Raw genomic sequence first — 21,761 nt, 5'->3', positions numbered from 1 at the left:
TGTGTCCTCCTCATCCTGGCCACCGCAACCCGACCTTGCATGCCAGGCGGTCCCAGGCCGGTATGGAAGCACCCAACCGGATATCGCGGTTTATACGGTGTTCACCGGACCTTCAGGTCACTGGCTCCATTCGCCGGTTTGGCGTCGTCGCCGTCCGCGTCAAGAAGACTCTCCAACCGCGCGGTGACATCCGGCGCCACGACCTCGAAGATCTTGTCCCTACTTCTTGCTCCCGAAACGAGCGAAATCTCACGGATGGACACGCCGAACGCCTGAGCGAGCGCCACTCTCACGGCCTCGGTGGCCCGACCGTCGACGGGCGGGGCATTGACCGCGACCACCAGGGCAGGGCCATTCCGTCCGGCGTACCGGCCACCAACCCTGGCCCGCCGAGCACCAGGCTTGACCCGAACCGCGATCCGCTGCGGCGTATCCATCCTGCCAGTGTGCACGCTTATGCAAGCCCCTGCCGGCGAGCGGCGCGACTGCCCAGCCGCTCCCCCCGCGGCCTGGGACGTACATGCCGATCGCCGTCCTTCTGCCGGATCCCGGTCGATATGTACGAACTCAAGAGCGGCCTTCCGGAGGCCGGCCTGAGCTGGGTCATAAGATGGCGGGCCCCGACGAGCAGCTTTCGAAGACCGGAGTGACCGGTGACTGCCTCCAGCGACCGCGCCTTTCGTCCCGTCGATCCGCACGGCGACCTGCCCGGGCTCGACCGCGAGATTCTCGCGTTCTGGCACGAGCACGCCATCTTCGACAAAAGCCTCGGACGGACTGAAGGCGCATCACGGTGGACGTTCTACGAGGGTCCGCCGACGGCGAACGGCATGCCGGGCGCCCACCACGTCGAGGCCCGGGTCTTCAAGGACGTCTTTCCGCGCTTCCAGACCATGCGGGGCCGGCACGTCGAGCGCAAGGCCGGCTGGGATTGCCACGGCCTGGCCGTCGAGGTGGCGGTTGAGAAGGAGTTGGGCATCTCGGGCAAACGCGAGATCGAAGACTACGGCGTCGCGGCGTTCAACGCCGCCTGCCGGGCCTCCGTCGAACGCCACGTCGACGCGTTCACCGAACTCACCGAACGCATGGGCTACTGGGTCGACATGTCCCAGGCCTACCGCACGATGGACCCGGCCTACATCCAGTCGGTCTGGTGGTCGCTGAAGCAGATCTACGACAAGGGCCTCCTGGTCCGCGACTACCGCATCAGTCCGTACTGCCCCCGCTGCGGCACCGCGCTCTCCGATCACGAACTCGGCCAGCCCGACGTCTACGAGACCGTCGCCGACCCGTCCGTCTATGTCCGGATGCCACTGACGTCCGGACCGCTGGCCGGCGGCACGGACTCACCGCGGGCCGCCCTCCTGGTCTGGACCACCACGCCGTGGACGCTCGTGTCCAACGTCGCGGTCGCGGTCCATCCTGAGGTGGAGTACGCCGTGGCGACCAACGGCAGCGAGACCCTGGTGGTGGCGGAAGCGCTGTTGCCGGTCCTTGGCGAGGACTGGCGGGTCACGGAGCGGTTCCGTGGCGCCGACATGGAGCGCTGGACCTACACCCGACCGTTCGATCTCGTCCCGGTCGAGAACGCCAACTACATCGTGGTCGACGAGTACGTCTCGACCGAGGACGGCACCGGGTTGGTCCACCAGGCACCGGCGTTCGGCGAGGACGACTACCGCGTGGGCCGGGCCTACGGCCTCCCGGTCGTCAACCCGATCCTGCCGGACGGCACGTTCGACCCCTCGGTGCCACTCGTGGGTGGGGAGTTCTTCAAGACCGCCGACCAGCGCCTGGTCGCCGACCTCGACGCCCGCGGCTTGCTGTTCCGTGGCGAGACCTACGAACACAGCTATCCGCACTGCTGGCGGTGCCACACGCCGCTCCTCTACTACGCCCTGCCGTCGTGGTTCATCCGGACCACCGCGATCAAGGACGAGTTGCTCGCCGAGAACTCCCGCACCACCTGGTACCCCCACACGATCAAGAACGGCCGCTACGGCGAATGGCTCCGTAACAACGTCGACTGGGCGCTCTCCCGCAACCGCTACTGGGGCACTCCGCTGCCGATCTGGGAGTGCGAGCAGGGCCATCTCACCTGTGTGGGCTCGCTGGCAGAGCTGGGCGACCTCGCCGGCACCAACCTCGACGCCCTCGACCCGCACCGGCCGTTCGTCGACGACATCACCTTCGGCTGCTCGACCTGTGGGGAACCCGCGCGACGGGTGCCCGAGGTGATCGACGCGTGGTACGACTCGGGCTCGATGCCGTTCGCGCAGTGGGGCTACCCCTACGCTCCAGACGCCAAGGAACGCTTCGAGCCGGCCTACCCCGCGCAGTTCATCTGCGAGGCGATCGACCAGACCCGCGGCTGGTTCTACTCCCTGATGGCCGTCGGGACGCTGATCTTCGACCGGTCGTCGTACGAAAACGTCGTCTGCCTCGGCCTCATCCTGGCCGAGGACGGCCGCAAGATGAGCAAGCACCTCGGCAACGTGCTGGAGCCCATACCGCTGATAGACCGGCACGGCGCCGACGCTGTGCGGTGGTTCATGGCCTGCTCGGGCTCGCCCTGGTCGGCCCGGCGGGTCGGCGACGCCACGATCCAGGAGGTCGTCCGCAAGGTCATCCTGACCTACCTCAACACCGCGGCGTTCCACACGCTGTACGCCGGCCTCGCCGGATGGGCGCCGTCCGGCGACACCACGAGCGACGACTCCGGCGGGCCCGCGCAGCCGAGCGCCGTGCTTGACCGCTGGCTGCGTTCTGAGACACACCGCTTGCTCCGCGACGCTGAGGACGCGTACGAACGCTTCGACACCCAGCGGCTCGGCCAGCTCATCGGACAGTTCGTCGACGACCTTTCGAACTGGTACGTCCGGCGCTCCCGTCGACGCTTCTGGGCCGGCGACCCGGCCGCATTCGCCGCTCTGCACGAGACGCTCGAGCTGCTCACCGCGCTGATGGCGCCGCTGACACCGTTCGTCACCGAACACGTCTGGCAGCACGTCGTCCGCCCGGTGGCAGCGGGTGCGCCCGAGTCGGTCCACCTGGCGGCCTGGCCGAAGGTCGACGCTCAGGCGATCGACGACGGGCTCGCCGCCGACGTCACCCTGGCCCGGCGGGTCGTCGAACTCGGGCGGGCCGCCCGCGCGGAGGCCAAGGTGCGCACCCGCCAGCCACTCAGGCAGGCACTCGTCGGCGCGGCCGGCTGGGCTGAGCTTCCGGAAGAGCTGCGCCGCGAGGTCGCCGAGGAGCTGAACGTCCTCGAGCTCAAGGGGCTCGGCGAAGCTGGTGGTGACAGCCTGGTGGAGTACTCCGTCAAGCCGAACTTCCGCACCCTCGGCAAGCGGTTCGGCAAGGACACACCGCGGATCGCCGCGGCGGTCTCGTCGGCCGAGCCGGCTGAGCTCGCCGGGCAACTACGCCAGGACGGCCAGGCGAAGGTGTCGGTCGACGGCCAGGACGTCACGCTGGAGGCGGCCGAGATCATCGTCTCCGAACGCCCCCGCGAGGGCTGGGCCGTCGCCAACGCGCAGGGCGAGACCGTGGCGCTCAACCTCACCATCACCGAGGAACTCCGCCGCGCGGGCATCGCCCGCGAGATCATCCGGCTCCTCCAGGAGGCGCGCAAGAACGCCGGCCTCCAGGTGAGCGACCGCATCTCCGTCTGGTGGTCCAGCACCGACGACGACGCCGCGGCGGCCCTCCGCGAGCATCAGAGCTTCGTCGCCGATGAGGTGCTGGCGGTCGCGCTCCACGACGGTGAGCCAGTGGGTTCGGAGCCTGGCCTGACGCGGGCGGAGTTCGCCAACGTCGGGTTGACGGTCTGGTTCCGGGCCACCTGACGGCCCGGCAGGGTTGACCTCGGCCGGCGAGTTTCACAGACGCACCGATGCCCGGTCCCCCTCGCTGAGGGACCGGGCATCGGTGCGTAGCTGTTGGTCGCGGGCCTGGCCAGTGGTGCGGTCAGAACCTCGACTCGCGGACTGTCCTAGAGCGAGGACTCGTCGTCGTCCTCGAGCAGGGCGTTGAGACGGGGGGTGCCGCCACCCGCGCTCATCCGCTCGCCGCGCTCCATGCGCTCGCCACCAGCGGCAAGCGCCGACGGCTTGTGGGAGTTGATCGAACGCGGAGCACTCGCCTCGACGCTCGGACCCATGCCGTTCTCGATGCTCCCCTGGCCGGCCAACAGGCGCAGCTGGCTCTCGAAGTAAGCCTTGAGGCGGCTGCGGTACTGGCGCTCGTAGGTGCGGAGCTCGTCAACCTCGCGCTGCAGGCGGGCCTTCTCCTTGTCGAGCTGGCCGAAGAGCTGATTGCGCTTGTCGACGGTCTCGCGCTCCAGCTGCTCGGACTTGGAGCGGGCCTCCGACTCAAGCCTGCTGGCCAGGCCGCGAGCTTCGTTCTCCAGCCGCTCGGCGCGGGCCCGAGCGTCGGAGAGGACCCGGTTGGCCTGCTCCTTGCTCTCGCCGACCAGCTGGTCGGCGTTCTGTGTGGCGATCTCCAGCAGGCGGGCCGCCGCGCTGGAGGCCTCGGCCACGCTGGATGGACCTGCCGCTGGTGCTTGCCGCACGCTCGGCTGAACGACAGGCTCGTGCTGCTCGGGGACGGGCTGCTTGGCATAGCCAACGCCGTCACCACGCTGAGCAGCGGCAAGCTTCTGCCGAAGATCTTCGTTTTCGTGGTTGAGGCGTTCGAGCTCGGACTCGACCTCATCGAGGAATTGGTCGACCTCGCCCATGTCATAGCCCTCCCGCAACCGGACGGGCGTGAAGCGCTTATTGCGCACGTCCTCGGGTGTCAACGGCATGACCTCACCTCAGGCTCGCGGGACTCGACAACGTAGTTCGGAGCAACCGTACCCGGTTTGAGTAGCAAAGGCCGAGAGGGCTGCAAAAGGAATGGTCTCATGCCACGCCGAACAGGTAGCCCACGAGGCTCACAAGTACGTAGACGATGACGATGAGTAGCAGGAATGAAAGATCCAGAGCGAAGCCACCAAGGCGCAGTGGTGGTATCACGCGGCGCAGCGCCTTCAGGGGCGGATCCGTGACGGTGTAGACCCCTTCGAGCGCGACCAACAGGACACCGCGCGGCTCCCACCCTCGGGCGAAGAACTGCACCCAATCCACAACCAAACGGACAAACAAGAAAACGAGGAAGATCCACAGCACGGTGATCAGCAAAGACCCAATGACCTGCACGTCCGCTCCTTGGGATGGCCAGACCTTGAGCCTTTGACCTTATCCCCGCCTGAAGCCGTGCGCCGACCGCACACCACACTGACGTGGACACTCCCCAGGCCGGGTCGACGACCGGCGTCCGATCGACCTTGCCGGGGGCGCCACAGGACCTGTTGCGGGACCGCTCGCGGCTCGACGAGAAGCCGGTCGCCGCGACCATCAGCTCTGGTTGAAGAAGTTCGCCTCGGCCATGCGTTCCTTGTCCTCAGCCCGCACCCGAACGTTGGGCGGCGAGAGCAGGAACACCTTGGCGGTGACGCGCTCGATGTCGCCGCGGACCCCGAAGATGAGTCCCGCCGCGAAGTCGACCAGTCGCTTGGCATCCGCGTCGTCCATACCGGTGAGGTTCATGATCACCGGAGTGCCCTCGCGGAAGTGTTCGCCGATGAGCCGGGCGTCGTTGTACGTCCGAGGGTGCAGCGTGGTGATGCGGGAGATCTCCTGCACCTCAGGAGCCGCCTGCACCCGGCGCCGCTCGGGGAACGCCGCCACCGTCGCGGATCGCTCGTCCTGCGCAGGCGGTGACTGCGCGGGCTTGGACTCGCGGTCTTCCCCGTCGTACTCGCCGTCGTAGGACTGGTCGTAATCGTCGTCATAGCGGTCCTGGTCTTCGACAAGACCGAGATACACCGCGACTTTGCGCATCGCGCCGGCCATGTGACCTCTCACCTTCCGCTGTGAGCTGCGACGGCTAGACCATCCAGTCCCCGTCTCGCGTTGACGCTACCCGGTGCGCGGCCTCGCACCTAGTAACCTGCGCCCAATCCGCACGTGTGTCGCGCCCGCCTCGATCGCCGCCTCGAGGTCCTCGCTCATGCCGGCCGACATCCACCTGGCTTCGGGGTGCTCGGCCCTCAGGTCCGCTGCGATCCCGGCGAGTCGCGCGAACGACGGACCGGGGTCGGCGCCCATAGGCGCCACCGCCATCACACCCGCGAGTGCGAGGCCCGGCGCCTCTGCTATGGACGCGGCGAGTTCGGACACCTGCATCGGGTCTGCTCCCCCACGGCCGGGGCGTTCGTCAAGGCGGACCTGCACCAGACAACGCACCGACTGGCCGACTTCGGCGGCCGCGCGACTGAGCGCGGTCACCAGCGAGGGTCGATCAACCGAGTGCACCACGGAGGCGTACCGCACCACCGAGCGCGCCTTGTTGGTCTGCAACTGGCCGACGAAGTGCCAGGTGAGGTCGAGGTCGGCACACGCCTCGGCCTTCGCGCTGGCTTCCTGGTCCCGACTCTCGCCGACGTCCCGGACACCGAGCCCAGCAAGGAGGCGTACGTCGCTCGCCGGAAACGTCTTTGTCACCGCGACGAGGGTGACCTCTCCCGGGTCCCGGCCGGCATCCTCGCAGGCGCGGGCGATCCGCGCCCGTACAGCCGCGAGGTTGTCCGCCACCTGAGTACGACGATCCACCGGATCATCGTGGACGGACGGCGGTTCAGAGCGTCGGGCGGGGTGCGTCATCCGCTACTTGAGGAAATCGGGGATGTCGAGTTCGTCGCCCTCGTCAGTGGCGGGTCGCCGCGGTGGCCGTCCCGTGGTCGACGAGAGATGGCTCGCGATGTGGCTCGCGGCGTCGGCGCGGGGCGTCACTCCCGAGTCTGGGTGGGGAGCCCGATCAGTGGAGCGTACGTCCGAACGACCGGCGGCGGTGTGCCCGAGAAGCCGCTGCCGCAGCTCCTGCGTCTGTGCAGCGAGGTCGGTCTGCGGTGTGGGAACGCTGGGACGCGTGGCCGCTGGTTCGTACGCCGCCACGGACTCGTGAGGAGCGCTCGGCCGCGCGGACTGGACCGGCGAAACCTCTGCGGACTCGACCGTCGACTGGCCGGCTGCCGGCGCCACGCCCAGGTGGGTCACGCCGTTGTGTGCCGCACCAAGCTGCCCGACGCCGTCCTGCCCCACCCCGGAGTGGCCGACGCCCGACTGCGTGGTGCCCGCCTGCTCCGCCGCGGTGGCCGGTGAAGCGGCCGGACGCCCCAGCTCCCCCGGTCGACGACCGTTGGGAGGCGGCGTGGGCGTGCCAGCGACCAATTCCTGGGCGCCACCGACTGAACCCTGGATGCCACCGACTGAACCCTGGATGCCACCGACTGGCCCCTGCGTGCTGCCCGACGTCCCACTCCGCGCGCTGAACGGACCCGCGACCTCCTGGTGCGGAGCGCTGCCCCGGCGCCGGGGCATGCCGCCGTCGAAGCCAGCGGCGATGACGGTCACGCGTACCTCGTCACCGAGGCCGTCGTCGATGACCGCACCGAAGATGATGTTGGACTCGACGTGCGCGGCCTGGGACACGAGTTGGGCCGCCTCGTTGATCTCGAACAGCCCCAGGTCGGAGCCACCCGCGATCGACAGCAGCACGCCGTGGGCACCGTCGATCGAGGCTTCGAGTAGTGGACTCGATATCGCCATCTCGGCGGCGGCCACCGCGCGGTTCTCACCGCGGGCGGAGCCGATGCCCATGAGCGCCGACCCGGCGTTGGACATGACGCTCTTGACGTCGGCGAAGTCGAGGTTGATGAGACCCGGCGTCGTGATGAGGTCGGTGATGCCCGAAACACCCTGGAGGAGCACCTGGTCGGCCTGCTTGAACGCGTCGAGGACACTCACCTGCCGGTCACTGATCGACAGCAGCCGGTCGTTCGGGATGACGATGAGGGTGTCGACCTCGTCGCGAAGGGCGTTTATCCCCTCCTCCGCCTGGGTCGCGCGCTTCTTGCCCTCGAACGCGAACGGGCGCGTCACGACACCGATGGTGAGTGCGCCGAGAGACCTGGCGATCCTCGCGACGACGGGCGCGCCACCGGTGCCCGTGCCACCGCCCTCGCCCGCGGTGACGAACACCATGTCGGCACCCTTGAGGACCTCCTCGATGTCCTCCGAGTGGTCCTCGGCCGCCTTGTTGCCCACGTCGGGGTTGGCACCGGCACCGAGACCACGGGTGAGCTCGCGACCGATGTCGAGCTTGACGTCCGCATCGCTCATGAGGAGCGCCTGGGCGTCAGTGTTGATGGCGATGAACTCGACGCCCTTGAGGCCGACCTCGATCATCCGGTTGACCGCGTTGACACCACCGCCGCCGATACCGACGACCTTGATGACCGCGAGGTAGTTCTGCGGAGCCGCCACGACGCTCGCCTCTCGGTAGACATCTGTTGAGCCTGGTCGTCGATCTACAACCCTCACCCTCAAGTTAAGGGTTATAGTTATGTCAACCTCGACCCTGAGCAGCAAGGTACGGAAGGCGCTCGGGGCGATTCAACGCAACACGCCGTACCCGTCCGTGCCGCGCCGACTTCCTCGGCCGACCGAAGTCCTGGCCGGTCACGCCTTGGTCGTCGGGAAGCCCGGAACGCTGACGTCGTAGACATTCGCCTTCTGCCGCAACAGCGCCTCGAGCACCCTCGCCTTGGTGGGTGAATCCTCGGCGTTCCCCCACATCACGGTGACACCGGTGGTGAGCCGGAGCGTCACCGAATCCATCGTCTGGACCTGCACGAGCGCGACCTGGCGGACAAGCTTCTTGGGAAGCGCAGCAGCGACCCGAGCGCCAGCGGCCCGCAGCTCCTCCGTCCGCGCCTGGTCAGCACCGCCCGCGCGCAGCTCGATCACGGGCAACGCCGGACCGGTGCCGCCGGCCGTACGGAACGCCACGCCGTCGGCGTCGACGAGCCGCCGGAACGCACCGTCCCGCCAGACCGCCACGGCAGTGCGTTCGGTGACCTCGAGCCGGATCTCGTGCGGCCACGACCGCGCCACCGCGACGTCCTTGACCGGCGGCAACCCGGCGACCACACGCCGGCGTGCGCTCGCCAGGTCGATCTTGGCGAGCGGACGCCGAAGCGGCACGCCGGCCGCGGCGCGCACGTCATCAGCCGACAGGCCAGACGCCGGCGTCAACCCGGCCACCGCGACCGTGCGGGCGTCGAGGAGGCTCGAGAACCCCACCGCCCAGACACCGAAACCAGCGACGGCCAGGACTACGACGACCAGCAGGGCAGGCCGCAGCCGCAACCACCGGCGGGACCGCTGCCGCCGGGCGAACCGCTGCGCCGAGGAAGCCGCCGCCTTGCGCGCGGCCCGCGGCCGGGAGGCTGGCGCCCGGCGCCCCGCATCCCGGCTGGTCGTCATCGCGCGGCGTCCGGCTCGCTCTCAGACTCCAGGCGGTCGCCGATGAGCTCGAGCACCTCGGGTCCGATGAGCGCCACGTCAGGCGCCCCGAGGGTGAGGACCAGGTCGCCGGGCCGCACCCGCTCCGCCACCCGGACCGGAGCGGCCGACCAGGAGCGCTCGTAGACGATGCGTTCTGGTGGGAGCGGGATGTGCGGGAGGATCAGCGCGCCGGTGACGCCCGGTATCGGGTCGTCGCCGGTCGGGTCCATCACGATGACCTCATCGGCGAGCCCGAGCGCCTCGCCGAGCTCGCGGTAGAAGAACTGCGTACGGGTGTGCCGGAGTGGCCGGAAGCACACGATGACCCGCCCATCGCCGGCGGCACCCCGGGCGGCCCGGAGGTTGACCAGCATCTCGGTCGGGTGGTGGCCGTAGTCGTCGTAGACACGGACGCCCGCGGCGGCGCCCTTGTACTCGAACCGCCGCCGCGTGCCCGCGTAGTTGGACAGCCCTTCCCGCAGCTCCGCCGACGGGAACCCCAGGCCGATGGCGGCGGTGTAGGCGGCCGCGGCGTTCCAGGTGTGGTGTCGGCCCGCGACGTGCACGTCGATGGTGCCCTGCCGGCGGCCGTGGACGACGAGCTCGAACGTCGACCCGAGGGGGCGTACGACAACGTTGTCGATACGGACGTCGGCGTCATCGGACTCGCCGTAGGTGCGGACGTCAACCCCGCGGGCCCGGGCCGACTCGGCCAGGCGCCGGGCACCCGGGTCGTCCACGCAGGCGACCAGGAACCCGCCCGGCACGATGCAGTCGACGAAAATGTCGAACGCCTGGTGGTAGTCCTCGGGCGAGGCGTACATGTCGAGGTGGTCGGGGTCGACGTTGGTCACGACCGCCACCTCGGGTGAGTACTGCAGGAACGCCCGGTCGGACTCGTCGGCCTCCACCACGAAGATGTCGCCGGTGCCGTCGTGCGCATTGGTGCCGGTGTCGTTGAAGTTGCCACCGATCGCGAACGACGGGTCGGCACCACAGTGCTGGAGCGCCACCGCGAGCATCGAGGACGTCGTCGTCTTGCCGTGGGCACCGGAGACGGCCGCCACCCGGCGACCGTCCATCACCGCCGACAGCGCGGCCGCGCGGGAATACAGGAGCAGGCCACGCCGGCGGGCTTCGACCACCTCGGGGTTGGTCTCCTTGATCGCCGTGGAGACCACCACGGTGTCAGCGGTGCCCAGGTGGTCGGCGTCGTGTCCGACGTAGCAGGTGGCACCGAGGGCCCGGAGCGCGGTGAGGGTGAGGGAGTCCTTGGCGTCGCTGCCGCTCACGGTCATGCCGCGAGCCAGCATGATGCGGGCGATGCCGGACAGCCCGGCACCACCGATGCCGACGAAGTGGACATGCCCCAGCTTCTCCGCCGGGACGAGCTCCGGCGGTGGAGGAACGATCATCGGTCAACCTTTCCGGCGTTCCCTTGGGTGCTACCTGCTACCGAGCGGACCAGCTCGGCGAGCTGGTCGTCGGCGTCCGCGGGGACGAGGTCGTGGGCGACCTTGGCCATCGCGGTAAGCCGGTCGGGGTCTGTGACCAGCCCGACGACGTGCTCGCGCACCCAGTCGGGGGTGAGGTCGGCGTCGTCGACGATCAGACCGCCTCCGGCGTCGACCACCGGCTGCGCGTTGAACCGCTGCTCGCCGTTGCCGACCGGGTACGGCACGAAGACGGCGGGCAGCCCGACTGCCGCGAGCTCGGTGACGGTGTTGGCACCGGCTCGGGAAATCGCGAGGTCGGCGGCAGCATAAGCCAGGTCCATGCGCTCGATGTAAGGAACCGCGACGTACGGCGGCGCGCCGGCCGGAAGCTCGGGGTGTACCTCGTTGCGGGGCCCAGTGGCATGCAGGACCTGTACCCCAGCTTCGGCCACCGCGGACGCTGCCCCGGCCACAGCTTGGTTGAGGCGCAGCGCGCCCTGGGACCCGCCGGTCACCAGCAGTGTCGGGCGGTCGGCGTCGAGGCCGAACGCCGCCCGCGCCTCCGCGCGGCCGGCCGCCCGGTCGAGCGTCGCGATCTCGCGCCGGATCGGGAGTCCGACGAAACGCGCGTGCCGCAACGGCGTCGCGGGAAAACTCACGGCCACATGAGAGGTGACGAACCTGGCCGCGAATCGGTTGGCTATGCCGGGTCGGGCGTTCTGCTCGTGGACGACGACCGGCACCCGCAGCCGTCGGGCGGCGAGGTAGGCCGGCATCGCGACGTACCCCCCAAGGCCCACCACCACGTCCGCCCGCGTCCGCTGGATGACTGCCGCGGCCGCGCGGACGGCACCGGCCAGCCGTCCCGGGACCGTGAGCAGGCGAGGGGTCAGCTCCCTGGGCAGCGGCACCCGCGGGATCATGGCGAGGTCGTAGCCGGCCGCCGGGATGAGCCGGGCCTCCAGGCCCTCCTCGGTGCCGAGAAAGGTAAGCCCGACGTCGGGGTCGGCGCGACGCAGTGCGGCGGCGAGCGCGAGCGCCGGGCTGACGTGGCCGGCGCTGCCGCCACCGGCGAGGACTACGTGCACGGACCTCACCCTTCCTTCGTAAGGGCCCGGCGGGCCTTGGCTGCCGCCCTGGCGGCGGCGCGTGCCGCCTTGCGGTCGGCGAGAGCGGCCCGGGCCGCGGGCTCGTGTCGGGCGAACGACACGAGCAGGCCGAGGGCGAACAATGTCGGGAGCATGGCGGAACCACCGTATGACACGAGCGGCAACGGAATGCCGGTGATGGGCAGGAGCCCGAGTACGGCACCCATATTGACCAGCGCCTGGGCGGTGAGCCAGCCTACGATGCCGGCCGTCGCGAGGCGGGTGAAGGTGTCCTCCGTCCGCAGCGCGATCCGCACGCCGGCGTAGGTCAGCGTCAGGAACAACCCGAGGACGACAAGCGCACCCGCCAGTCCGAGTTCCTCCCCGATCACGGCGAAAATGAAGTCGGTGTGCGCTTCGGGAAGGAAGCCCCACTTCTCCCGACTGTTGCCGATGCCGACGCCCCACCAGCCTCCCGTGCCCAGGGCGAAGAGCGAGTGCGCGGCCTGCCAGCCGCTGTCGCGGTAGTCGGCGAACGGGTCGAGGAAGCTGGTGAGCCGGCTGAGCCGGCGGTCACTGGTCACCGCCATGTACGTCACGACCGCGCCGACCGCCAGGACGAGGATGCCGAAGAACCGCATCGGCAGTCCCGCGACGAACAACAACACCAGGACCAGCGAGAACAGCACGAGCGAGGTCCCGAGGTCACCCTGACCCAGGATGAGCCCGAGCACGACCACACAGACGGGGACGAACGGGATGGTCAGGTGCCGCCAGTCGGTGAGGAGCTTCTCCTTGCGCGCGAGGAGATCCGCACCCCACAGCACCAGCGCGAGCTTGGCCGCCTCACTGGGCTGCAGCATGAACGGCCCGCCGAACGACAGCCAGTTGCGGTTGCTGTTGATCTCGACGCCCAGCGGGGTGAACGTGAGCCCGAGCAGCACCACGGAGACGGCCAGGCCCGGATAAACCAGGCCCCGGAGGACGCGGAGCGGCAGTCGGGACGCGAGGAACGCCAGCGGCAGTCCGCCGGCCACCCACAGGAGCTGCCGGATTGCCAGCGCGTACGAGTTGCCGTACCGCTGCAACGACAGGATGCTCGACGCGGACAGCACCATGACGATCCCGAGCGCCAGCAGCAGGCCACTGACCCCGAGGATCAGGTGGTACGACGTCAGCGGCCGGTCGAGCGAGCGCCGGACCTCGGCCAGCCAGCCACCGGGCCGGGCCCGCGGGTCGCCGCCGGCGGGCCGGGGTTCCTCGGCGGCGGTCGTCACGTGGGTCCCGTCTGTGTGCACACGCGCAGGCCTCCCGGTCGGAGTGGTGCCAGGTCAGCGACCTCCGAGCCGACGTACCGAAGCCGCGAAGGCCTCGCCACGGGCGCTGTAGCTCGTGAAGAGGTCGAAGGACGCGCAGCCGGGCGCGAGGAGCACGGTGTCGCCCGGCCGGGCGAGCTGGCGTGCGTGCGCCACGACGCGATCCATCACCTCAGTGTCGCCGTCAGCGACCTCGATCACTGGGACCTCCGGCGCGTGTCGCGCGAGTGCGGCCGCGATGAGCTCCCGGTCGCGACCCAGCAGCACCACGCCACGCAACCGGCCCTTGACAGCGTGCACCAGATCGTCGAAGTCCTGGCCCTTCGCCAGGCCGCCCGCGATCCAGACCGCGGGGTCGTAGGTCATCAGGGACGCGAGCGCCGCGTGCGCGTTCGTCGCCTTGGAGTCGTCGACGTACACCACGCCGTCCACGTCTGCGACGTGCTGGATGCGGTGCGGCTCCAGGGTGAACCCACGCAGGCCGGCCCGCACCGCGCTGACGGGCACGCCGTGCGCCCGGGCCAGCGCGGCCGCCGCCAGCGCGTTCGCGACGTTGTGGGGCGCCTTCGAGGGCAGGTCGTCCAGCGTGCACAGCTCGGCCGCGGAGGTCTGGCGCTGCTCCACGAACGCGCGGTCGGCGAGGACACCATCGACGACCCCGAGCATGCCGACCGCCGGAACACCGGCGGTGAACCCGATCGCGCGGCAGCCCTCGGCGACGTCGGCTTCCCTGACGAGTTCCTCGGTAGCGGCGTCGGCGACGTTGTAGACGCAGGCGATCTCGCAGCCCTCGAAGATCTTGCCCTTGTCACGGGCGTACGCGTCGATGGTGCCATGCCAGTCGAGATGGTCCGGCGCGACATTGAGCACCGCGGCCGCCCGTGGAGACAACCGGCGGGCCCAGTGCAGCTGGAAGCTGGACAGCTCGACGGCGAGGACGTCGTAGGGCTCGGGGTCCAGCACCGCGTCGACGACGGGGTCGCCGATGTTGCCGACCGCCGCCGTCCGGAGGCCGGCCGCCCGCAGGATCGCCGCCAGCATGGCCACCGTCGTGGTCTTGCCGTTGGTGCCGGTGAGCGCGAGCCAGGGCGCGGCGTTGTCGGGATCGCGGAGCCGCAGAGCCAGGTCGATCTCACCGAGGATGGGTACGCCGCGGCCGGCCGCGGCCACGAGTGCGGGCGCGTCCGGCTGCCAGCCGGGTGAGGTCACCACGAAGTCGACGCCCGCCGGGAGCGTCGCCGTAACGCCGGGACCGAGCCGGACGTCCGCGCCGAGGGTCTCGAGGATCGTCGCCTTCTCGCGTTCGGCGTCCCCGGCACGCTCGTCGACGACGATGACGTGGGCGCCGACACCGAGCAGCCCGGCCGCCGCGGAGTAGCCCGAGACGCCGATGCCGGCGACCAGCGCCGTCACCTGCGACCAGGGCGAACGACGGTCCGCGGTGTCGAGCCAGCTCGGAGTGATGGTCATGTGCCTGCCACCCATTCGGCGTAGAAGATCCCGATCGCGCCGGCCACACAGATGCCGCAGATGATCCAGAACCGGATCACGATGGTGACTTCGTTCCAGCCCTTCAACTCGAAGTGGTGGTGGATCGGCGCCATCCGGAAGATCCGGCGCGGCGTGCCGGTCCGCCATCGGGTGAACTTGAAGAAGCCGGTCTGCAGCATCACCGAGGCGGCCTCGATGAGGAACAACCCGCCGATCAGGATGAGCAGGAGTTCGGTGCGCGTCATGATCGCGAAGCCGGCGACGCCACCACCGAGCGCCAGCGCACCGGTGTCACCCATGATGATCTTGGCCGGTGAGGCGTTCCACCACAGGAACCCGAAACACGCCGCGGTCACCGCGAACGCCACCACCGCCAGGTCGTACGGATCTCGCACCTCGTAGCACTTGGCCGCGGGTTCCTTGAAGCAGGACTGGTTGAACTGCCAGACACAGATCAGTGTGTAGGCGGCGAAGACCATCACGGACGCGCCGGTGGCGAGGCCGTCGAGACCGTCAGTGAGGTTCACGCCGTTCGAGGTGGCCGCGATCATGAGCAGGACCCAGAGGACGAAGACCACCGACCCGAGCTTCAGCCAGTCGATGTCGCGGATGAACGACACGAACGGCGAACCCGGTGTGACGTCCCGCTCGTCGGGGAACTGCAGGGCGAGGATCCCGAAGATCACCGCCACCGAGATCTGGCCGGCGAGCTTGGTCTTGGCGCGCAGGCCGAGACTGCGCTGGCGCGAGACCTTGAGGTAGTCGTCGAGGAACCCGACGAGCCCCAGCCCCACCATCAGGAGCAGGACGAGGACACCTGACGCCGACGGCAGCCGCCAGGAGTACAGATGGGCCGCGGCGTAGCCCAGGACGGCGGCCGCGATGATCACGACACCGCCCATCGTCGGTGTGCCGCGCTTGGTGTGATGCGACGTCGGTCCGTCGTCGCGGATGATCTGGCCGTACCCCCGTGCGGCGAGTATTCGGATCGCCACTGGCGTGCCCAACAGGGCGATCAGCAGGGAGACCCCGCCGGCAAGGAGGATCGCCTTCACGCTCGGCCCTCCACCGTCTCCGCACCGTCACGCAAGGCGTCGCCAAGATGGCGGAGCCCCGCGTCACGGGACGACTTCACGAGTACGACGTCGCCGGGTCGAAGCTCCTTACGCAGGAGTTCGAACGCTTGCTCGGCGTCCGGCACGAAGACCGACTCCTCTCCCCACTGTCGTTCGGACCGCGCACCGCGCTCGATCGCGCGGGCGCCTTCACCTACCACCACCAGCCGGGACACGCCCAGCTGCGCCACCAGTCTGCCGATCGCCTCGTGCTCCTTGTCCGAGGCATCCCCCAACTCGAGCATCTCCCCCAGCACAGCCCACGACCGGCGCCCACGGGCGATGGCCGGCAGCGCCTGGAGGGCCGCGCGCATCGAGTCGGGGTTGGCGTTGTAGGCGTCGTTGACGATCGTGACGCCATCGTCGCGCTCGCTGACCTCCATCCGCCAGCGAGACCGCGGCACCGCTCCGGAGAGCCGCTCCGCCACGGTCGACAGGTCCATCCCCACGGCCAGACCGACAGCGGCAGCCGAGAGCGCGTTGCCGACGTGGTGCCGGCCGACGAGGTTGAGGCGTACGTCGGTGGCGCCGTGCGGCGTGACCAGGACGAACACCGCCCGCCCGGCCTCGTCGAGGTGGACCTTCTCAGCCCGGACCGCGGCGTCGGCCGACTCGCCGACCAGCACGGCCGGCGCGGAGGTGCGACCCGCCATCGCGCGGACCAGCTCGTCGTCGGCGTTCAGGATCGCGAGCCCGTCGTCGAGCAGGGCCTCGACCAGCTCGCCCTTCGCGGCCGCGGTCGCCTCCCGGCTACCGAACTTGCCGGCGTGGGCCAGCCCGACGTTGAGAACGACCGAGATGTCGGGCGGCGCGATCCCGGTGAGGTACCGGATGTGTCCGACGCCCTTCGCGCCCATCTCGAGCACCAGGAACTGCGTCGACTCCTCGGCCCGCAGGACGGTGAGGGGCATCCCGAGTTCGTCGTTGAGCGACGCCTCCGGCGCGACCGTCGGTCCGGCGCCCGCGAGGACCTGTGCCAGGAGGTCCTTGGTGCTCGTCTTGCCCGACGACCCGGTGACGGCGACCACGGTGGTGTCGACGAGCCGGTCGACAACCTGCTGGGCCAGCCGGCCCACCGCGACCACGGAGGCGTCGACCTCGTGCCCGGGCGCCGCGGGCGCCGCGATCGAGGGCACACCCGGGAGTGGGCGGCTGCCAAGAACCGCCACCGCTCCGAGACGGACCGCGTCCGCCGCGAAGCCGTGACCGGGGCCGTCAGCGACGAACAGACCGCCCGGCTCGGCTCTGCGGGAGTCGGCGACCACGGGCCCGCTGACCACGGCCTCAGGGTCCGCGCCGTGAAGCTCGCCGCCGACCGCCTCGGCGATCTCGGCGAGCGTCATGCGAATCACCGGTCGGCGCCCTTCTGCTCGACGGTCTCGATCGTGTCGGACATCTCCTGAAGAACCTCCTGAACGACGACCCTGTCGTCGAAGGGGTGAACCACGCCGGCGACCTCCTGGCCCTGCTCGTGTCCCTTGCCGAGCACGAGCACGGTGTCGCCGGGTCGGGCGGCATCCAAGGCGCACCGGATCGCCTCCCGCCGGTCACCGACCTCGGTGACCTCGCCACGGTCAGCGGCCGGAAGGGCACGCGCTCCCTCCAGTGCGGCGGCTCGGATCGCGGCCGGATCCTCCGAGCGCGGGTTGTCGTCGGTGATGATCGCGAGGTCGGCGTTGCGTACCGCGGCCTGCCCCATCAGGGGACGCTTGCCGTGGTCGCGGTCTCCCCCGCACCCCACCACGGCGATCACCCGCCCCTTCGTCCACCCCCGGACCGCGCGGAGCGCCCGGTCGATAGCGTCCGGGGTGTGGGCGTAGTCGACGATCGCGGTGAAGCCCCGCGCCGACTCGAAGCGTTCCATCCGCCCCGGCACCTGCGCGCCCGCGAACCCCTCGACGATCGCGTCGCCGTCGATCCCCACCGCGTGGAGCATCGCGGCGGCCAGCAGGGCGTTGTCGACGTTGAAGTCACCGGGTAGGCCGAGACTGATCCGCAGAGCGAGCCCGCCTGGCCCGCGCGCGTCGAACGCCATGCCCCCGCCGGGCGTCGGGCCCGCGCCCGTGGCTGACCAGTCAGCGGCCTCCCGGCCGGACGGAGAAACGGTGATCAGGTCGAGGTCGGCGGACCCGGCGAGCCGCCTGCCGGCGGGGTCGTCGACGTTCACGACGCCGAGCCGGGCGCGAGCAGGGGTGAAGAGCGCCGCTTTGGCCGCGAAGTAGGCCTCGATGGTGCCGTGCAGTTCCAGGTGGTCCTGGGAGAAGTTGGTGAACCCCGCGACGTCGTAGACCGTGCCGTCCACCCGGCCGAGCGACAACGCATGGCTCGAGACCTCCATCGCCACCGCGGTCACGCCGCGCTCACGCATCACAGCGAAGAGCGCCTGAAGGTCGGGCGCCTCCGGTGTCGTACGCGAACTCGGGATCGTCTCGTCGGCGATCCGGGTCTCGACGGTCCCGACCAGCCCACTCCGGTGACCCGCCCGCCGCAGGGCGGCGTCGAGGAGGTAGGCGGTCGTCGTCTTGCCGTTGGTCCCCGTGACGCCGAGCATCAGCAGATCTCGGGAGGGGTAGCCGTAGACCCAGGCCGAGACGTCGCCGAGGACGGCCTGCGGATTGGGTACGACAAGGGTCGGGAGCCCGGCCGCCTGGCACGGCGCCACCCCGGCGGGGTCGGTCAGGGCCGCGACTGCGCCGGCACGTGCCGCGGTCTGGGCATAGGCCGCACCGTGGGCGAAACCACCCGGACGCGCGACATACAGATCACCCGGCACCACCCGGCGCGAGTCCTGCGCCACGCCGGTGACCACGACGTCGCCAGGATCATCGACCGGCTGGGCCTTCACGACCGTCACCGCGTCGGCCAACCGGCGCCTGGGAGGGTTGGTCGGCCGAGGGGTCGTCGATCGAGCGACGGGGACGGCCACGGCGTCTCCTCCCTCGATGTGTCGTACGTGCAGGAGCGGGGGGTTCTCCTGATGAGCCAGGGCCGCTCGCCGAGCGGCCCTTGTGGTGGGCTTTCCCAACCGTCGGTCCGGGGCGTGAGAGTACCGCGGTCACGCAGAGAGACCGCCTGCGCCCGGCCTACCAGGTGAGCGGCAGGGCCGGCGACCTGGTGCCCGTGGGTGGCACGCCGTACTTCTGCAACGTGAACGCCATGATGTCGCGGAAGACGGGTGCCGCGAGGCCACTTCCGCTGTTGTCGCCACCCTTGGGATCCTGGAGTACGACGTACACCACGAACCTCGGCTTGTCCGCCGGGGCGAATCCCGCGAAGGACGCCGTGTAGCCGCGGTAGCAGCCGCAGGAGGAGTCGACCCGCTGGGCGGTGCCGGTCTTGCCGGCGACGCGGTAGCCGGGAATCGCGGCCTTCTTCGCCAGTGCTTCCTCACCCTGGACCACCTGCTCCATAATCCGGGACACGGTGGCCGCCGCCTCGGCGCTCACCACCCGGGTCTTCTTCGGCTCCGGTGCGGGCGACAACCGACCCTTGTCGTCCACAAAGCCTTTGACGATCCGCGGTTCCACCCGGACCCCACCGTTGGCGACCGCGCCGACGGCCGCGGCCATCTGGACGGCGTTCACGGACATGCCCTGCCCGAACGAGATGGTTGCCCGCGTCAGGTCGCTCCAGTCCTTCCCGTCGGCGAGGGAGCCCTTGCCCTCAGCGGGGAGATCGATGCCGGTGCGCTGGCCGAGACCGAACTTCCGCAGGTAGCTGTCCTGCTGCGCCTTCGGCATCCGCTCGGCCGCGAGGACGGTCCCGATATTGCTCGACTTCGACAGGGCGCCGGCGAAGGTCAGGTTGATGGTGCCGTGCCCCCACCAGTCGCCGATCCGGTTGCCGTCGCGGACGAGGCTCCCGGGCACCCGGATCTTCGTGTCGGGCGTGACGTAGCCGCCGTCGATCAGCGCGGCCGCGGTGAGGACCTTCGCCACGCTGCCGGGCTCGTAGACCTCCTGCAGCGGGCGGTTGACCCGGTTGGCTCCCGGTGACTTGCCGGGGTTGTTGGGGTTGTACGTCGGCGCGGTCGCCAAGGCGACGATCTCGCCGTTCTGGACGTCGTACACCACGACGTCGCCACTGCGGGATTTGGTACGGCGTACCTGCTCGGCGATCGCCTGCTGGGCCTGCCACTGCACGTCCCGGTCGATCGTCAACCGGACGTTGGCACCAGGCACCGGCGCCTCTTCCGCACTCTTCGCAAGCGGGATCTGCTGGCCGCCGGTGCCCCGCTCGTAGACCATCTTGCCGTCTTTGCCGTGCAACTCGGTGTCGAGCGCGTACTCCATCCCGGCCAGGCCCTTGCCCTCGCCGCCGACGAACCCGACGACGTTCGCCGCGACCGGTCCGGACGGGTACGTGCGGAGAGGGTCGGGCTCATGTCCGAAGACACCGCCGCGCAGGCCCTCCGCGTCCAGCGCGTCCTTGGCCTTCTTCCAGGTGTCGGCGGGCACCTTGCGGGCCAGGTAGACGAACCGGCTCTTGGGCTTGCGCAGCTTCGTCGCCAGGTCGTCGGTCGGGACGTCCAGGATGGGTGCGAGGACCTCGGCAACCTGACTGGCGTTGTTCCTGGTCAGCGTCGGGTCGGCGGTGACGGCGACGGTGTCGACCGTCGCCGCGAGGGGTACGCCGTTGACGTCGGTGATCTCGCCCCGGGTCGCGCGCAGCGTCACCGACTGGAGGCGCTCCTTCACGGCCGCCTCCGCGTACGCCGCCGCGTCGACGCCCTGCAGCTGCAGGAGCCGCCCGGCGAACACCGACATCACGAAGGCCACGGCGAGGAAGCCCACCCGGAGTCGGCGCGTCGACGTACCCAGCCGGAGACCGCGGCGCTGACGTGGCGGCTTGGGGGGCTTGCGTGCTTTGGGTGGTCGCGATGGTCTGACCGGCCGCGTCGGCCGCTTACCTGACTGGCTGGCCGAACGGCGTGGCCGGCTGTCGACGGCCTCGCGCCCCTTCCGGGTCGCCTGGCTCCGGCGCGGGGTTGAGCGTCCCTCCTCCGCCGACCGCCGGGGCTGTCCGGTCCGGCTGCTGCTGGAACGGCCGGAGTTTCCGGACCGGCCCGCGGTGCTGGACCGGGCGGGTTTACCGGGCTCGACCGGCGTGCGCCGCTTGCCCGGATCGTTCCCCTTGCTCGACTTGGTCCTGCCGGCCTGGCCGCCCTGGCCGGTCCGCTTCGGTGTCGCGGCCTTTCGTGGCTGTCCAGTCGTCCCGTGGGCACGCGGCTGCCGGGCGCCTCCTCCAGCGGGGTCGCCCGGACGCGGTGGGCGGCTGGCCGTCATGGGTTCCCTCCCGTTGTTGGCACGGTGGGCGCCCGACTCGGGTGGTTCTGTCCCTGCCCGGAGGGCTGAGTGGGCGCCGGGGTCGGCCGGCCGTTGGGTCCTGGCGTCACCCGTCCCGGGGGCACGGTCTGCTGGCCGGCGGGCGGCGTCGCCTGTCCGCCAGGTGTTCCGGTCGGGGTGGGCTGCGCGGTCACCCGCGGCTTGGCTGGAACCGCATCACCGAGGACCACTCCGTCAGACAACCGCAGGAAGACCGGGTTGGTGTTGGGCACCATGCCCATCGATTGGGCGCGGCTCGCCAACGTCTCGGGGGCCTGCAGGGTGGCGACCCGCTGCTCCAGCACACCCTGGCGTTCCTCGAGTTGCGAGGTCGTCCGGTTGAGATCGTGGATCGCGAACGAACCCTGCTGCAGCGAGGTGTTGAGCAGGAGCAGACCCACGAGCCCCACCCCGAGGATCACGACCACGAGCAGGACGAACGGCGCGCGCGACGGTTGGCCCGCGGAGTCGGGTACGACCTGCAGCCGGCGTTCGCGTCGTGCCTGTTCACGCCGCGGCCTGTCCAGACTCTCCACAACGCTCATGAGCGCCCTCGCTTCGCGTCGGGCGCGCATGAGGCACTCAAGGCGCTGCGT

The 21,761-nt window shown here is 70.2% G+C and carries 16 protein-coding genes and 1 pseudogene; 1 reads left to right on the top strand and 16 read right to left on the bottom strand.

Annotated features, from left to right (window positions below; translation table 11 throughout):
• Positions 1-101 precede the first annotated feature (101 nt).
• Entirely contained in the window at positions 102-437 is a 336-nt protein-coding gene (locus B141_RS38445) for a DUF167 domain-containing protein (RefSeq protein ID WP_051113914.1), read from the bottom strand.
• Positions 438-653: 216 nt separating this feature from the next.
• On the opposite strand from B141_RS38445, the gene ileS reads away from it, so the two are divergent.
• Positions 654-3,848: an isoleucine--tRNA ligase gene (gene ileS / locus B141_RS0101710; RefSeq protein WP_020573439.1), complete on the top strand. Its 3,195-nt coding sequence runs from the start codon at positions 654-656 to the stop codon at positions 3,846-3,848.
• Positions 3,849-3,994: 146 nt separating this feature from the next.
• Here ileS and B141_RS38440 read toward each other — a convergent pair whose 3' ends face one another.
• The 15 genes and pseudogenes from B141_RS38440 to ftsL all read right to left on the bottom strand — a co-directional run bounded on the left by B141_RS38440 (position 3,995) and on the right by ftsL (position 21,710).
• Positions 3,995-4,810: a DivIVA domain-containing protein gene (locus tag B141_RS38440; RefSeq protein ID WP_020573438.1), complete on the bottom strand. Its 816-nt coding sequence runs from the start codon at positions 4,808-4,810 to the stop codon at positions 3,995-3,997.
• A 97-nt stretch (positions 4,811-4,907) separates the two neighbouring features.
• The gene (locus B141_RS0101700; RefSeq protein ID WP_020573437.1) at positions 4,908-5,204 is read right to left on the bottom strand and encodes a YggT family protein; all 297 of its coding nucleotides are present in this window, start codon (positions 5,202-5,204) and stop codon (positions 4,908-4,910) included.
• A gap of 198 nt (positions 5,205-5,402) precedes the next feature.
• Positions 5,403-5,900, bottom strand: coding sequence for a cell division protein SepF (locus tag B141_RS0101695; RefSeq protein WP_020573436.1), 498 nt, complete (start codon positions 5,898-5,900; stop codon positions 5,403-5,405).
• A gap of 66 nt (positions 5,901-5,966) precedes the next feature.
• Entirely contained in the window at positions 5,967-6,659 is a 693-nt protein-coding gene (locus B141_RS0101690) for a YggS family pyridoxal phosphate-dependent enzyme (RefSeq protein ID WP_026256814.1), read from the bottom strand.
• 774 nt (positions 6,660-7,433) lie between these two features.
• Positions 7,434-8,372 (bottom strand): annotated as a pseudogene (gene ftsZ, locus B141_RS51165) (cell division protein FtsZ); the annotation flags it as partial.
• Positions 8,373-8,567: 195 nt separating this feature from the next.
• The gene (locus B141_RS38435; protein ID WP_020573433.1) at positions 8,568-9,374 is read right to left on the bottom strand and encodes a cell division protein FtsQ/DivIB; all 807 of its coding nucleotides are present in this window, start codon (positions 9,372-9,374) and stop codon (positions 8,568-8,570) included.
• Positions 9,371-10,810, bottom strand: a complete 1,440-nt coding sequence (murC, locus tag B141_RS0101675) for a UDP-N-acetylmuramate--L-alanine ligase (protein WP_020573432.1) — start codon at positions 10,808-10,810, stop codon at positions 9,371-9,373. Before murC ends, B141_RS38435 begins: the two co-directional genes overlap by 4 nt.
• The gene (gene murG / locus B141_RS0101670) at positions 10,807-11,919 is read right to left on the bottom strand and encodes an undecaprenyldiphospho-muramoylpentapeptide beta-N-acetylglucosaminyltransferase (protein ID WP_026256813.1); all 1,113 of its coding nucleotides are present in this window, start codon (positions 11,917-11,919) and stop codon (positions 10,807-10,809) included. The genes murC and murG overlap by 4 nt, the downstream gene beginning before the upstream one ends.
• A 5-nt stretch (positions 11,920-11,924) precedes the next feature.
• On the bottom strand, positions 11,925-13,217 hold the full coding sequence (ftsW, locus tag B141_RS0101665; protein ID WP_020573430.1) for a putative lipid II flippase FtsW: 1,293 nt from the start codon (positions 13,215-13,217) through the stop codon (positions 11,925-11,927).
• 33 nt (positions 13,218-13,250) lie between these two features.
• Positions 13,251-14,720, bottom strand: coding sequence for a UDP-N-acetylmuramoyl-L-alanine--D-glutamate ligase (murD, locus tag B141_RS0101660; RefSeq protein ID WP_169512890.1), 1,470 nt, complete (start codon positions 14,718-14,720; stop codon positions 13,251-13,253).
• Positions 14,702-15,781 (bottom strand): phospho-N-acetylmuramoyl-pentapeptide-transferase, encoded by a 1,080-nt coding sequence (gene mraY, locus B141_RS0101655; protein ID WP_020573428.1) that lies wholly within the window; start codon positions 15,779-15,781, stop codon positions 14,702-14,704. The genes murD and mraY overlap by 19 nt, the downstream gene beginning before the upstream one ends.
• A complete protein-coding gene (locus B141_RS0101650) occupies positions 15,778-17,184 on the bottom strand; it encodes a UDP-N-acetylmuramoyl-tripeptide--D-alanyl-D-alanine ligase (protein ID WP_020573427.1) in 1,407 nt (468 codons plus the stop codon). Before B141_RS0101650 ends, mraY begins: the two co-directional genes overlap by 4 nt.
• 5 nt (positions 17,185-17,189) lie before the next feature.
• Positions 17,190-18,767 carry a UDP-N-acetylmuramoyl-L-alanyl-D-glutamate--2,6-diaminopimelate ligase gene (locus B141_RS38430; RefSeq protein ID WP_020573426.1) on the bottom strand — a complete coding sequence of 526 codons (1,578 nt, stop codon included), beginning with the start codon at positions 18,765-18,767 and terminating at the stop codon, positions 17,190-17,192.
• Between the two features lie 157 nt (positions 18,768-18,924).
• Positions 18,925-21,126: a peptidoglycan D,D-transpeptidase FtsI family protein gene (locus B141_RS0101640; protein WP_084678039.1), complete on the bottom strand. Its 2,202-nt coding sequence runs from the start codon at positions 21,124-21,126 to the stop codon at positions 18,925-18,927.
• Positions 21,123-21,710 carry a cell division protein FtsL gene (gene ftsL, locus B141_RS38425; RefSeq protein WP_020573424.1) on the bottom strand — a complete coding sequence of 196 codons (588 nt, stop codon included), beginning with the start codon at positions 21,708-21,710 and terminating at the stop codon, positions 21,123-21,125. The genes B141_RS0101640 and ftsL overlap by 4 nt, the downstream gene beginning before the upstream one ends.
• Positions 21,711-21,761: the final 51 nt, after the last annotated feature.

Source organism: Actinopolymorpha alba DSM 45243, assembly GCF_000373925.1.
Taxonomy (GTDB): domain Bacteria; phylum Actinomycetota; class Actinomycetes; order Propionibacteriales; family Actinopolymorphaceae; genus Actinopolymorpha; species Actinopolymorpha alba.
The sequence above is the reverse complement of the archived record's forward strand: the minus strand, read 5'-3'. Positions and strand labels throughout refer to the sequence as shown.